The 12,871-nt window shown below is 53.0% G+C and carries 12 protein-coding genes; 4 read left to right on the top strand and 8 right to left on the bottom strand.

Features of this window, described 5'->3' with window-relative positions; genetic code table 11:
• Nucleotides 1–2: 2 nt before the first annotated feature.
• The 6 genes from R0137_RS02230 to R0137_RS02205 all read right to left on the bottom strand — a co-directional run bounded on the left by R0137_RS02230 (nt 3) and on the right by R0137_RS02205 (nt 5,789).
• Nucleotides 3–1,529, bottom strand: a complete 1,527-nt coding sequence (locus R0137_RS02230) for an amidase (protein ID WP_407328218.1) — start codon at nt 1,527–1,529, stop codon at nt 3–5.
• A gap of 27 nt (nt 1,530–1,556) precedes the next feature.
• The gene (locus R0137_RS02225) at nt 1,557–1,922 is read right to left on the bottom strand and encodes a DUF1428 domain-containing protein (protein WP_407328216.1); all 366 of its coding nucleotides are present in this window, start codon (nt 1,920–1,922) and stop codon (nt 1,557–1,559) included.
• A 14-nt stretch (nt 1,923–1,936) separates the two neighbouring features.
• Nucleotides 1,937–2,659 carry a hypothetical protein gene (locus tag R0137_RS02220; protein WP_407328214.1) on the bottom strand — a complete coding sequence of 241 codons (723 nt, stop codon included), beginning with the start codon at nt 2,657–2,659 and terminating at the stop codon, nt 1,937–1,939.
• Nucleotides 2,656–3,669, bottom strand: coding sequence for an LLM class flavin-dependent oxidoreductase (locus R0137_RS02215; RefSeq protein ID WP_407328213.1), 1,014 nt, complete (start codon nt 3,667–3,669; stop codon nt 2,656–2,658). The genes R0137_RS02220 and R0137_RS02215 overlap by 4 nt, the downstream gene beginning before the upstream one ends.
• A 312-nt stretch (nt 3,670–3,981) precedes the next feature.
• Nucleotides 3,982–4,698 carry a LytR/AlgR family response regulator transcription factor gene (locus R0137_RS02210; RefSeq protein ID WP_407328211.1) on the bottom strand — a complete coding sequence of 239 codons (717 nt, stop codon included), beginning with the start codon at nt 4,696–4,698 and terminating at the stop codon, nt 3,982–3,984.
• Nucleotides 4,695–5,789, bottom strand: coding sequence for a sensor histidine kinase (locus R0137_RS02205; protein WP_407328209.1), 1,095 nt, complete (start codon nt 5,787–5,789; stop codon nt 4,695–4,697). The genes R0137_RS02210 and R0137_RS02205 overlap by 4 nt, the downstream gene beginning before the upstream one ends.
• Before the next feature lie 240 nt (nt 5,790–6,029).
• Between R0137_RS02205 and R0137_RS02200 the strand changes: the two genes are divergently transcribed.
• The 3 genes from R0137_RS02200 to R0137_RS02190 are packed head-to-tail and all read left to right on the top strand — an operon-like array spanning nt 6,030 to nt 8,889.
• A complete protein-coding gene (locus tag R0137_RS02200) occupies nt 6,030–6,992 on the top strand; it encodes an SDR family oxidoreductase (protein ID WP_407328208.1) in 963 nt (320 codons plus the stop codon).
• A gap of 2 nt (nt 6,993–6,994) precedes the next feature.
• Nucleotides 6,995–8,350: an NTP/NDP exchange transporter gene (locus R0137_RS02195; protein ID WP_407328207.1), complete on the top strand. Its 1,356-nt coding sequence runs from the start codon at nt 6,995–6,997 to the stop codon at nt 8,348–8,350.
• Between the two features lie 20 nt (nt 8,351–8,370).
• Nucleotides 8,371–8,889, top strand: a complete 519-nt coding sequence (locus R0137_RS02190; RefSeq protein WP_407328206.1) for a hypothetical protein — start codon at nt 8,371–8,373, stop codon at nt 8,887–8,889.
• On the opposite strand, the gene R0137_RS02185 is transcribed toward R0137_RS02190, so the two are convergent.
• A complete protein-coding gene (locus R0137_RS02185) occupies nt 8,886–9,377 on the bottom strand; it encodes an Lrp/AsnC family transcriptional regulator (protein WP_407328204.1) in 492 nt (163 codons plus the stop codon). The genes R0137_RS02190 and R0137_RS02185 overlap by 4 nt on opposite strands.
• Nucleotides 9,378–9,728: 351 nt before the next feature.
• Here R0137_RS02185 and leuA point away from each other — a divergent pair, with 351 nt between their 5' ends.
• Nucleotides 9,729–11,414: a 2-isopropylmalate synthase gene (gene leuA, locus R0137_RS02180; RefSeq protein ID WP_407328202.1), complete on the top strand. Its 1,686-nt coding sequence runs from the start codon at nt 9,729–9,731 to the stop codon at nt 11,412–11,414.
• 39 nt (nt 11,415–11,453) lie between these two features.
• Here leuA and R0137_RS02175 read toward each other — a convergent pair whose 3' ends face one another.
• Nucleotides 11,454–12,800 (bottom strand): alanine/glycine:cation symporter family protein, encoded by a 1,347-nt coding sequence (locus R0137_RS02175; RefSeq protein ID WP_407328201.1) that lies wholly within the window; start codon nt 12,798–12,800, stop codon nt 11,454–11,456.
• Nucleotides 12,801–12,871: the final 71 nt, after the last annotated feature.

Below are 12,871 nucleotides of genomic sequence, written 5' to 3'. Positions count from 1 at the left end.
CGTTAGTAACGCTCCACAAGGACCGGGCGCTGGGCAAGAAAGTCGGTGATGCCCTCGTAGGCGGCAGCGAAGCCAAGGACTTTAGCGTCGTCGCCGTAAGGTCCCATCACCTGAATACCCATGGGTCGCCTTTGGCTATCAAAACCTGCGGGTAGGTTTGCAACGGGTAGCCCGGGAATACTGCCGGGAATGACCACCTCCATCCAACGATGGTAGGTATCCATTTTGCGCCCGCCTACGGTCCCAGGCCAATGCACATTTTTGTCGAAGGGAAAAACCTGCGCACTGGGTAATAGAAGAAAATCGTAAGTATCAAACAAACGTTGGAGCTCGGTATACCAGCGGGACCGCGTTGCCTTGGCTCTGCTTATATCCTCCGCGGTCAAGGCATAGGACTGCTCGATCTCCCACTGTAACTCGGGTTTGAGGCGTGGCCGCTTCTGTGGATCCTCGTACCACTCTCGCATGCCCACTCGCGACAGATTGCGAAGCGTCAACCAACAGTCCCAAAGATCGGCCATATCGAACTGTGGGGTTATCTTCTCGATAGCAGCCCCGGCATCCGTGACGTTTGAAAGCGCAGACTCGCACAAGGGGAGAACGCCAGATTCCATAGCAAGATAGCCATCGAAGTCGCTTAACCAAGCTAGCTTAAGACCCTTTAGTTTGAGGCTAGCCGGCGCCGCGACGTTTTCTGCAGCAGACCACAGAGCTTGGGGCGCATCGAGCCCGGGCTTTGGCATGATGGTATTGAGCAGGCGCACTGCATCGCGAGTGTTTCGTCCCATGGGCCCTGTGGTGGCCAAGTCCCGGGTAAAGGCATTGCCGCCTCCCATCAACCCCGCACTGGGCCTGAATCCAATAACATTGTTAAACGCCCCCGGATTGCGGAGAGATCCCATCATGTCGCTGCCATCGGCCACGGGCAGCATATGGGTGCCTAATCCAGAGGCCGCGCCGCCACTGGAGCCACCCGCGGTTAGCTCTGGGTTCCAGGCGCTTCCGGTTGCACCATAAACCGGGTTGTAGGATTGAGAACCGAGTCCAAATTCGGGTGTATTGGTTTTTCCGATAAAAATAGCGCCGGCGCGGCGGATGCTTGCCGGGAGGGGGTCATCTGTCTCGGCGATGTAGTCTTCAAACAGAGGGGATCCGTAGCTTACGGGCAGCCCTTTTACCGCTTCCAGGTCTTTTATCGCGTGAGGCATCCCGTGCATCCACCCGTGATAGATACCCTGCGCAAGTTCCTGGTCTGCTATCCGCGCTGCCTCTAGCAGTAGGTTGTCTTCCTGGAGCGCGACGATCGCATTGTAAGTCGGGTTGTAGCGATGAATGTGCTTTAGATACGCCGCCATGACTTCTTCACAGCTCAGCAGCTTCATGCGTATAGCCAAGGATAGTTCAGTGGCATCGAGGTCTGTGATTTGCGAAGGAAGACTTGCTGCGAAAGACTGGGCAAATAGCTGGTTGGACTGGGCCGTCAAAGCAAGCAGGCTCGCACTACCGGCCAAAAACTGTCGTCGTTTCATGGCAATGTCCTTTTAGAAATATTGAGCCTACAGTTCAATGATCTGCTGAAATCCGCCATAGATAAGACGGCTGCCATCGAAGGGCATCGGGTTCTTTTGAGAATCCAATCGATCATCTTCGAAATCGTCTGCCATCATTTTCGCCATTGCCGCTTCTCGTGTGTCTTTGTCTGGCCATTCGATCCAGGCGAAGACGATGGATTCTTCTGCTTCCGCGTGAACCGCTTTTCGCATATCAGTGACGCTCCCTTCCGGCACATCGTCACCCCAACACTGAACGACTCGCGTGGCACCCATTTCCACAAAGATGCTATCGCTGGACGTTGCGAAATCAATGTAGGCCTGTTTGTTCTCAGTGGGAACTGCGATTAGATAACCGTCGACGTAGCTCATGGGCTTCTCCCTAACTATGGCTCTTCGAGCAAACTTTGTATTTCTTCGATTGCCTCTAAAACGTATCGATACTCATCTAGAGTATGGTTCATGTTCGCATAGCGAAACTCAAGGGTTGTACAGTAGGCTCGATCTTTGAACAGCAGCGCGAAAGCCTCGGAGTTCGGGTTAGAGGGTTTTGTTACTATGGGCCAAGGAGTGCCATCCTTGTCGGTATTCCCATGGGCTAGCCCTATTCCGTGCTTCGCGTAGTAGGGCATGAGTTGGTCCCTCACGAGATCAGCACTATCCAACTGCGTATCTGTTAATTCATCAACATATCTGTCCCAATCGGCGAGCTTCTTACGCAGCTCAATATTGCTGATAATTTCGATTCGTCCAGAGTTAATCAATGAGTCGCGAACGCTGGACCCGAGGTCGGTCGTTACGGGCACCAGTGAGGCCCAGACGGCGTCGTCGATGCTTGCCCCTGCGTCTTCGTATCTGCCCATAGAGCAAGCTTGGAGCAATGTGGTAATACCCCTGAGAAGCTCTCCGTGAAAGTCTATCTGCCAGCTAATGTCTTTGTAGTGTTCTTCATACTCTGCTTTGAGTCCCAATACGGTCTCTTGCTCATAGCGCCGTTCTTTCCGTTCGTCCCACCAGGCATCGATAGCAAACGCGAGGAGAATACTGGCGACAATCGCGGCGGACTCCGCCAAGAGCTTTGTCCATTTGATGGGGTCTGATTTGCTCACGCGGATTTGAGTGCCGCCGGTTCAGCCGCTTGCCCCATCGCATGAGCAAGTAGCTCAAAGGAGCGTACCCGAGCACGGTGATCCCAAATTGCGGCGGAGACCATGAGCTCGTCAGCATCCGTTGCGTCTACTAGGGGTTGAATCTTCGCCCGAATTGTCTCGGGAGAACCATAAAATGAGCATGCCAGCATTGACGAAACCTGTGCTTTCTCGGCGCTGGACCAGAAGGTTTCGATATCGTCGATGGGTGGGGGTAGCTTGCCTCGACCACCGCGCACCATGCGAGTAAATGTTTGCTGGGATGAGGTGAATAGCCGCTTTGCTTCGGCTTCTGTGTCGGCAACGATCGCGTTACAGCTGACCATTACATGAGGTTTGGCAAGCTGTGCTGATGGTTGGAAACGTTCGCGATAGATTTGTATAGCTTGATGAAGCGCTTGCGGCGCGAAGTGCGATGCAAACGCATAGGGTAGTCCCAGCATAGCAGCGAGCTGTGCGCCGAACAGACTAGATCCGAGTATCCACAGTGGAACGTTGGTCCCCTCACCGGGAATTGCACGTAGAGACTGGCCGTCCTGCGGTGGTCCCAGCAAGCTCTGCAATTCCATCACATCCTGAGGAAACTGCTCTGATGAGTTTGCACTGCGACGCATTGCTCGCATGGTGTTCTGGTCGGTACCCGGCGCTCGACCTAGGCCCAGATCAATGCGTCCCGGGTAAAGCGTTTCGAGAGTGCCGAACTGCTCTGCAATTACCAAGGGTGAGTGGTTGGGTAGCATCACACCGCCAGCACCCACCCTTATGGTGTTGGTGCCACCGGCAACGTGACCAATGCACACTGCGGTGGCGGCGCTAGCAATGCCATCAAAGTTGTGATGCTCGGCGAGCCAGAACCTATGATAGCCGGCAGCTTCTGCGTTCTGTGCGAGGTCGAGGGCATTGGCAAGGGCGTCTGCGGGAGTAAAGCCGTCGCCGATGTTTGCAAGGTCGAGAACAGAGAGTCTAGTCATGCAAAGAGTCTAGCGCAGGAGTGACCTCAGGTCCTGATGATTTCAAGGTCCCGTCTGCTGCGGTGGATCGTATCGTTGAAGAGGGTGAAACCGTCAGTCTTGGTGATGTGTCTCTAACTGTTTTTTAGCGCTACGGCATACTCGCGGCTGTACATCTTGGCAACTTACGGTTGCCGACGGCGACCAGGCCTTTGAAGTGCTGGTTTTTTACTCAGCGTTTGTATCGGTAAACAGGCTCGTTGATCCCGATGCTTTTTCGGTATTCATCCCCATGCGGCCTCAGCATCCTAGTAGGCGCCCTACACCCCTTAGCTACCTAGCATTACCAAGGGATTGAAAAGCGGCATCTCGATACGTCTCACCAATGGGAATCTCCATGTCTCCGACCTCAACGTCAGTGTGGGTTATGGCAGTGACCCGATGTTGATTCACAACATAGGATCTATGCACCCGGACAAAACCATTACCCAGGCGCTCTGTTAGAGATGTCATTGTTTCCTTGACGGTGTACACCGAATCTTTCGTGTGGATACGCACATAGTCCTTGAGGCCCTGCACGTAGTAAATGTCTGCTAGTAAAAGCCGGACGTCTTTCCTATTTGCCCGAATAAACACTGAGTTCTTCGTGACGTCTTCGGGATTAAAATCGCTATGCCCGTTATCTCGCTGAACGGCGAGAAATCGCCCGACAGCCTTAAAGAAACGCGGAAAGGTAATTGGTTTAAGTAAGTAGTCGACAGCCTCTAGCTCGAAACCATCCAGAGCGTAGTCCCGGTAAGCCGTTGTAAAAATGACGCTGGGTGGATTGCTTAAGCTTTGATAAAAGTCCGTGCCCTTAAGCACAGGCATCTGAATATCCAAAAACAGCAAGTCTACTTTTACCTTGCTCAGTAATTCACCGGCTTCGATTGCACTCCCACAGGAACCGACAACCTCAAACTGAGGGAGTTGGTCGAGATGCGACTCTATGAGCTCTCTGCCGAGTAACTCATCGTCGACAACAATGCAGCGGTAGCGTGCGTGACTCACTTTTGATCGCGCTCAACAACTAGGCGAGCAGTAAATTGTTTGTCCGACTCGTTGATGCTTAAGCGATGGGCATTCGGGTATAGCAGGTCGAGTTGTCGCCGCAGATTTTTCAAGCCAATGCCAGGCGGGCGGTCTCCTGCTGCTGCATTAGATGGTTTATCAGACGACGAGCTAGGCGATGTGCTGTTACTCACTTCAAAAGCAATTTGTTTTTCTGAGGCCGATAGAGATAGATCGACTGTGGCAGTATCAAGCGCTTGGCTCGCCCCATGTTTGAAGGCGTTTTCAATTAGCGTCAGAAAAAGTAGTGGGGCAATTTCTACAGGTTCCCGCACTTCGTTTACAAAAGAAATAGCCAGGCGATCACCAAAGCGCAGGCGCTCAAGTGCAATGTAATCATCAATCATATTGACTTCGTCGTTTAACGACACGTATTCACTGTTACATCGATACAGCACGTAATCGAGGATGCCGGATAACTTTGCTATTGCTTCGGCCGTTTGATCTGATCCTTTGATAGCCAATGCGTAAATGTTGTTAAGAGTGTTGAAGATAAAGTGTGGATTGAGTTGGTTTTTGAGTGCGTCCAATTCGGCGCTGCGCTTTTGCTCACGCAGCGCTAAAACACTCTGTTGCCTCTGATAGTAATCAACAGCAATAAGTACCGCGGCAGGAAAGAAAAACAGCGGTAGTTTAGAGAATACGATCCATCGAATCATTGACGAAAACCCAAGTCTTTCGATGAGGCTCAAGTCACTCAATATTTGATAGTACTTGCCGTAAGAGTCGGGGTACGCCGGCTCCAAATAAAAGTAACTGAACAGAATGTTTGATTCAGCAACAACGAATAGCAGCACCAGCAAAAGTATGCCGAATTGCTTCACGCGCCCGCGATCCAATAGGTGGGGCACCAGATATCGTAATGCGATCAGTGCAACAAGTGCTTGTAAAGCAGTGGTTGTGCCAACCACCTCAAAAAGCTCGCGTGGCGACCCATACTTCTGCCACTGTGGTCCAACATTAAGCGTAAAGACCACGGTCCAGAATGCGCCTTGGAGAAGGAGTAGCCGTGGGGAAAATTTTCTAGACACTGCGAATCGCGTTCTTGTCTCGCCAAAAGAATTAATCTAACTGAATCCGGCGCGAGGACAAGTTCAAGCTCGCCTTTCAAGCCTCAGTTGTCGACCAATGCCCCTATTTGGTCGACGAATCTGCGATTCGTCACAGTTTTGGCATTGGTCTACCTGCAGACGGCTCTCGTCTACTTTGCCCGGTTCAGAGAGACACCAAGTTTTAGGGTCGCCTCTCGATCACTCACCAGGGGCACTGCTATGCCACACATCATCACACTTTTATTGTCGTGCTTGCTGAGCATTTCATTGTTCGCAGGAGCTGTTTCGGCCTCGACTCAAGCTGGCCAGAAGGCTGTTTTAGTCACCGGCGCTAGTTCTGGCATCGGCAAGCAGATCGCACTTACTTTGGCTGAGCGTGGATTTTTTGTATACGCCGGAGCGCGTAAAGCGAGGGACATAGAAGCTCTCAGTGCCGTTGCAAACATCCAAGGCATACGTCTGGATGTGACTCTGCAGGACGAAATCGACGCCGCAGTGAACGAGATAAGTCAGGGCGGTCGCGGTTTGTATGGCCTGGTGAACAATGCAGGGGTCTTTTTGTTTGATCCACTGATCGAAGTAACTGAGCGCGACATGCAGTTCATCATGGACGTAAATGTCTTTGGTCCCTACCGCGTCACCAAAGCTTTTGCCCCCCTTCTAATTGAAAATCAAGGGCGTATCACGACCACAGGCTCGATAGCTGGACTCTTCTCAGGGCAGCTAATGGGCCCCTATGCAATGAGTAAGCACGCTATTGAGGGCTTTACCGACTCCCTCGCTGCGGAGCTCGCGAAATTTGATGTTCAGGTGAGTGTGGTTGAGCCGGGTAACTTTCGCTCGGACATCATGAAGAACATGCAACGACGCATCGCAGAAATAGAAGATGGCGAGCGTAGTTCTTTGTACGAGGATGAAATAAAGCGATTTGCGAGTTTCACCAAGGCGGATCGCTCGCAGCAGGCGGCACCTATTCCCGTTGCTGATGCTGTTTACGAGTTTATGACCTCGGAGACTCCAAAGCGTCGCTATTTAGTCGCGCCCAATGCGAACGAGGCCCACTACGCTGTGTCGAGGGCACTACGGCGCATTGTTGAGCTCAATGAAGGTCAGCTCTATTCCCAATCTGCCGATGATCTAGCTCGAAGCTTCGAGACGCTGTTACTTGAGGGCGACCGGTGAGCATGATCGACAAAGCTTTTGTGCGCTTGACACTAATAAAATCCGACGAGCAGCGGGCCGTAGGTGTGTCCTTTCTCATCGTCTTTTTGTTAATGGCTTCTTACTTCGTGTTACGGCCCGTGCGCGACGCCATGGCCAGCGACTGGACTGATGCTGAGGTTAGTCTTCTTTGGAATTTACAGTTCTTTCTGAGTGCAGCTCTTGTTGCCCTATATAGTTTATGTATCTCACGGCTGCCTTTTCGATGGGTGGTACCGACTGTTTATGGAGGCTTTGCGACGAGCTTTGTGCTCTTTTTTTATGTAACGCCGCTATTGGCAGATCCTACCTGGGTTGAGAAAGGGTTCTACCTTTGGGTAGCTGCTTTCGGTTTGTTCAATTTATCGGTGTTCTGGAGCTTCATGGCCGATACCTTTAGACGTGAACAAGGGCAGCGCCTGTTTGCCATTATCGGATCGGGGGCGAGTGCCGGGGCTATCCTGGGGCCCGGCATACCCACTCTATTCGCCGGTTCTTTAGGTTTAGACAAGCTGATGCTGATTGCTGCCCTGGGCTTGCTCTTGGTTGTACCGTTGATTGTCTATGTTCGGCGGCTGAAGTTGACGCAGTTAGGTAATGTCGACGCTGAGGTGGACTTTGCGGAACACCGTATTAGCGGGGATTGGTGGTCGGGCTTTCGCGACGTACTGTCCAAGCCTTATCTGCTTGCGATAGCAGCCTTTATTGTTCTTTATGTGTTCGTGGGTTCTTTTGTTTATTTTGAGCAAAAAAACTTACTCGCAGCGTATAGCCGTCCAGAAAGAGCGCAGATTCTTGGCGGGATCGATTGGATAGTAAACAGTCTTACCTTTCTCTTCGCTTTTCTTTTGACCGGACGTCTCGTGCAACGCTTGGGAATGGCAACTACGCTGGCGCTAGTTCCTGTCGCCGTGATGCTTGGTCTGTTAGTACTTGCCGCGGCACCAAGTATTGTGGTCCTCCTGGCGCTGCAGGCGACTCGACGCGTAGGCAACTACGCCGTGACACGCCCTGCCCGAGAGCTGCTTTTTACTCAGGTCACTACCGAAGAACGGTTCAAAGCTAAACCCGTCATCGACGTGGTTGTGTATCGCGGTGGTGATGCCATCAGTGGTTCGCTGTTTGCTCTCCTCACCGAGGGTGTTGGTTTGGGCCTCGCGGCCGTCGCTATTGTCGGGGCTTGCATCGCCGCTGTCTGGACGGTCACGGGAGTCTTCCTTGGCCGACTCTTCGATAACGTCGCATTTCGTCAAACATCGCAAACCCGCTCGGCTGAGCTTCAGATGAATGCATCGTTTGATCCACCTACCTCAAATTCTGTTACCCCCCTATCCCACTAAAAACCATCAAGGAATCACCTATGTATTTATCCAAACTCGTTTTCATCGTTGTACTGGTCTTGTCTGGCGGCAACGTTTTCGCCGGATCGGCTGATCGAGAAGATATTGAACGGGAAGCGAGTGATTTTTTCGACGCTTACCTGGCCGTCTACAACAAGCGTTTTGGCCATCCCGAGCGCAGCGCTCAGTTTCGACAAGAGCTGAGTGACTTAGTGCAGATGCCGCTGTTGATCTCCCCGCCTATGAGTGCGCCACAGACGGCACCGTCCAAAGAGGCGTTCGCCAAGAACTTTGAGGGTTTCGTAAAAATGCTCGAAGGAAAAAGTGTGACCCGTCTAGAGTGGCAGGAGACGCAATTTCATGTGCTGACAGACAACAAAGTACTCGCCAATAACGTGGGATTTGGATACACGGATACAGGAGAGATTGCCTACGAGACGGTTTCTCTTTACCTAATATATCGTCATGATGATTCTTGGAAAATCGCCATGTTCAGCCCCTATGATGTGGACAGCTACCTCCAGTTAGCACGCCCTTAGGCCTCTGGCGCTGTATGTTCTAAAGAAAGCGCTGTTCGCTGTACAACGCGGCGAAGTACAAAGCTGGAATGGACGCCAGAGACGCCGGGAATCCGGGTCAACTTCCCGAGTAGAAAGCGCTCGTAGTAGGTCATGTCAGGAACTACCGCTTGTACTAGATAGTCGGAATTTTGACCGGTCACGACATTGCACTCGACGACTTCGGGGTAGTCGGCGACGGCTTCTTCGAAGGCCTCGAAGCGGTCCGGGGTATGACGATCCATGCTGATACTGATAAATGCGGTGAGCGTCAGGCCCAGTTGCTGCTGGTCTAGCAGTGTGACGTGACCGCGTATCAGCCCGGATTCCTCCAGTCGTTTTACCCGCCGGGCGCAGGGGGTCGGCGACAGCCCAATCGCTGCCGCTAAATCAAGGTTACTCATGCGGGCATCCGCTTGAAGGTGCTTGAGGATGCGTCGGTCAAGGCGGTCAAGATCGGGAGCGGACATTGCAAGCCCTCCTTACATTCGGCGATAGGTGGCTATTTTCGCCATGAATATCAAATATTAAAGAGAATATATCTATTATTAGGGGGTTTTGCACTGTAGTTTGCAGCAATTCCCTAGCCCAACAAGCCTATACTTTTCCGCTCTGGTGCAAACGTTGTCCCGCCGCTTTTGACCTATCAGTCACTCAGCGACGGCAATGCTCACAAGGTACGCCTGCCGGGCAACGTCGCCAGCCCTCAACTCCTCTCTTACCCGGGGACCGAGAGGCCGCTGCACCTTTAGCATTCGGCGCTCGATGCTTCGGCGCTGTTAAAATGTCGAAATTGCCTTAGACGCTGTTTGGAATTAAACATGAACCGCTTTGATCATCGCCGATACCCCGCTTTTGCTCCCGTGCCTATGACGGCTCGGCGCTGGCCCGATCGCCAGATCCGCCGCGCGCCGGATTGGTGTAGCGTGGACCTGCGCGATGGCAACCAGGCGCTCATCGAGCCTATGACCGCCGCACAGAAGCTGCGTATGTGGGAATTGCTGGTGAAGCTGGGCTTTAAAGAGATCGAAGTCGGGTTTCCATCGGCCTCCGGCCATGACTTTGCCTTTGTGCGTAATCTCATCGAAAACGACCGCATTCCCGACGATGTGACCATTCAGGTGCTCACTCAGGCCCGAGAGGAGTTGATTGCCAGAACCTTTGAGTCCCTCGAGGGCGTGCCTCGCGCGATCGTTCATGTATATAACTCTACGTCGACTGTCCAGCGCGAGCAGGTATTTGGCCTCGATCGAGAGGGCATTAAAGAGATCGCAGAAAACGGCGCTCGCCTCGTGAAAGATTATGCGAGTCGATATCCCGATACAAATTGGGGCTTTGAATACTCGCCGGAGAGCTTTACCGGCACCGAGTTGGATTTCGCCGTCGAGGTTTGTGATGCGGTAACCGCAGTTTGGGAGCCAACACCGGAAAAGAAAGTGATTATTAATCTGCCGGCCACGGTGGAAATGAGCACCCCCAATGTTTATGCCGACCAGATCGAGTGGTTTTGTGATCATGTCGCGCGACGAGACAGCATCATTTTGTCACTGCATACGCACAACGATAGAGGCTGCGCAGTGGCGGCGGCTGAGCTTGGTGTGATGGCTGGCGCTGATCGGATCGAAGGCACGCTTATGGGTAACGGCGAGCGCACTGGCAACATGGACATCATCACCATGGCCATGAACCTCTACAGCCAGGGAGTTGATCCAGAGTTAAACCTCGCGGGCATGGATGAAATCATCGAAACCGTGAAGGCCTGTACGCAACTACCTGTCCACCCCCGCCACCCCTACGCAGGTGAGCTCGTGTTTACCGCTTTTTCCGGTAGCCATCAGGATGCTATTAAAAAGTGCCTGACACGGCGAAAGGATTATGAAAGCCAGCCTTGGGAAGTAGCGTATCTCCCTATCGATCCAGCGGATATTGGTCGTTCTTATCAAGAGGTCATCCGCATCAACAGTCAGTCCGGCAAAGGCGGTGTTGCTTACGTCATGCAGGCTGATCATGGCTATGACATGCCCCGTTGGTTGCAGATTGATTTTAGTGCGACCGTGCAGGCTTATGCCGAAGACACCGAGGGTGAGGTTGGCTCCTCTGCCATTTTCAGTTTGTTCCAAGAAACTTATTTGCCTGAGAATCCGCGCTGGCGTCTTAACGACTATCAGCTGCGTCGGGTGGACGGAGTGGATAATCTTGAGCTGACTATTCAGGATGGCTCGCAGTCACGACAACTGACGGGCACAGGCAACGGAGTGGTCGCCGCCTTTGTGGACGCTTTGGAGCGCTTCGTGGGTAAGTCTATTGTGCTGGTGGAATACAGCGAGCACGCTCTTTCGCAAAGCGCTGACGCCGAGGCTGTTTGCTACATTCAGCTCAATATTGAGGGCGATCGCAGCTGCGGCGTTGGGCGAAGCCACGACATTGTTCAAGCCTCTTTGCTTGCGATTTTGGGCGCTTTGAGCCGCTCTCCCGCGCTAGCTGATACGAGCAGCGCAGCGGCATAGGTGGTTAAATATAGTTTTTGGGGTAAGTAAGCGCTTGCTTCAATAGGGGTGGCGAGAGAAATAGTCTCGCGCCGCCGCCATGACCCGCGGGGCCAAAACCAAGGTGCTTATCATCGTCGGTATAGCCATAAGGCCATAGGCGCCTGAAATAATATTGAACACCATATCGATACTCACGCTGGCACCAACAATCACGGTCCCTACGAAAACCCAGCGGAAATGGTGTTGAACCTCTGCCCCAAATAAAAAGCCGAAACATTTGGCGCCGTAGTACCAACCTGAAAACATGGTTGTCGTGCTAAGGATCAGTGTGACGAAAGCCAGCGGTATCAACCCGAATTGCCCCATCTCGCCGACAAAGGCATTGGCTGTGAGCGTGATGCCCGACAGCTCCCCGGGCACTTGCCATTGACCCGTGAGCAGAATCACCAGCGCCGTGCAGGTGCATACCAGCAAGGTATCGATGACTGGACCGAGCATCGCTACCAGACCTTCGCGGATGGGCTCGTTTGTGCGCGCAGCTCCGTGGGCCATCACCTCAGTGCCGACACCCGCTTCATTGGAAAAAGCGCCACGGCTGATTCCAATAAGCAGCGTGCCAATGAACCCACCACCTGCAGCCTGCGGTGTGAAGGCCTCGCTAACGATGCTGGCCAGCACCGCTGGCACCATCGATAGATTGCTGATGATTACGTACAGGGTCATCAGCATGTAAATCGCTACCATAATGGGCAACACCGCGACTGCGACCTTGGCCACGCGGGGAAGCCCGCCAAAGATAACGCCGGCGACGAGGCAGGCAACGCAGACACCGATCGCAGGGCCACCCCATGCAGGCATATTGCCGCTAAAGACGGTATCTCCAACAAGCGCAGTTAATTGGTTGGCCTGAAACAGGGGCAAGGTGCCCACAAGACCAGCGACCGCAAACAAAATTGCCAGAGGGTAAAACTGTTTAGGTAGTGCCTCTCGGATGATGTACATGGGGCCGCCCTGAAGCCGCCCCAGACTGTCTTCGCCGCGATACATCACTCCAAGGGAGCAGGTAAAAAACTTTGTGGCCACACCGACCAGTGCTGACACCCACATCCAGAACACTGCGCCTGGCCCTCCAGCGACGATTGCCAGAGACACTCCCGCGATGTTCCCAAGCCCCATAGTGCCAGACAGCGCGGCCGCTAGTGCCTGACCATGGGAGAGCTCACCGGCTTCTCCCGGGGTGTCATGACGCCCGAGCATAATGCCAATGGCATGACCAAAATGACGATAGGGCAACGCTCGGGAGTAAAATAGAAAGAAGAGCCCGCCTCCGAGAAGCAGTGCGACAAGGGGAGTGCCCCAAACGGCGTCAACAAAACGTTGTGAGAGTTCTTCTAAACTGAGCATGTCATGGCCGAAGTCAGCAAACGCCGCACATTAGCACAGGCTAAATGCGAGTTCCGGCTTACCTTTGACAA

It is taken from the genome of Congregibacter brevis, assembly GCF_045689245.1.
Classification (GTDB): domain Bacteria; phylum Pseudomonadota; class Gammaproteobacteria; order Pseudomonadales; family Halieaceae; genus Congregibacter; species Congregibacter brevis.
The sequence above is the reverse complement of the archived record's forward strand: the minus strand, read 5'-3'. Positions and strand labels throughout refer to the sequence as shown.

What these genes read in the sequence shown, in the direction of transcription:
- R0137_RS02200 (WP_407328208.1), top strand. Translation starts at nt 6,030, where the DNA reads ATGCCACACATCATCACACTTTTATTGTCGTGCTTGCTGAGCATTTCA.
- R0137_RS02215 (WP_407328213.1), bottom strand. Translation starts at nt 3,669, where the DNA reads ATGACTAGACTCTCTGTTCTCGACCTTGCAAACATCGGCGACGGCTTT.
- R0137_RS02175 (WP_407328201.1), bottom strand. Translation starts at nt 12,800, where the DNA reads ATGCTCAGTTTAGAAGAACTCTCACAACGTTTTGTTGACGCCGTTTGG.
- R0137_RS02225 (WP_407328216.1), bottom strand. Translation starts at nt 1,922, where the DNA reads ATGAGCTACGTCGACGGTTATCTAATCGCAGTTCCCACTGAGAACAAA.
- leuA (WP_407328202.1), top strand. Translation starts at nt 9,729, where the DNA reads ATGAACCGCTTTGATCATCGCCGATACCCCGCTTTTGCTCCCGTGCCT.
- R0137_RS02230 (WP_407328218.1), bottom strand. Translation starts at nt 1,529, where the DNA reads ATGAAACGACGACAGTTTTTGGCCGGTAGTGCGAGCCTGCTTGCTTTG.
- R0137_RS02190 (WP_407328206.1), top strand. Translation starts at nt 8,371, where the DNA reads ATGTATTTATCCAAACTCGTTTTCATCGTTGTACTGGTCTTGTCTGGC.
- R0137_RS02195 (WP_407328207.1), top strand. Translation starts at nt 6,995, where the DNA reads ATGATCGACAAAGCTTTTGTGCGCTTGACACTAATAAAATCCGACGAG.
- R0137_RS02185 (WP_407328204.1), bottom strand. Translation starts at nt 9,377, where the DNA reads ATGTCCGCTCCCGATCTTGACCGCCTTGACCGACGCATCCTCAAGCAC.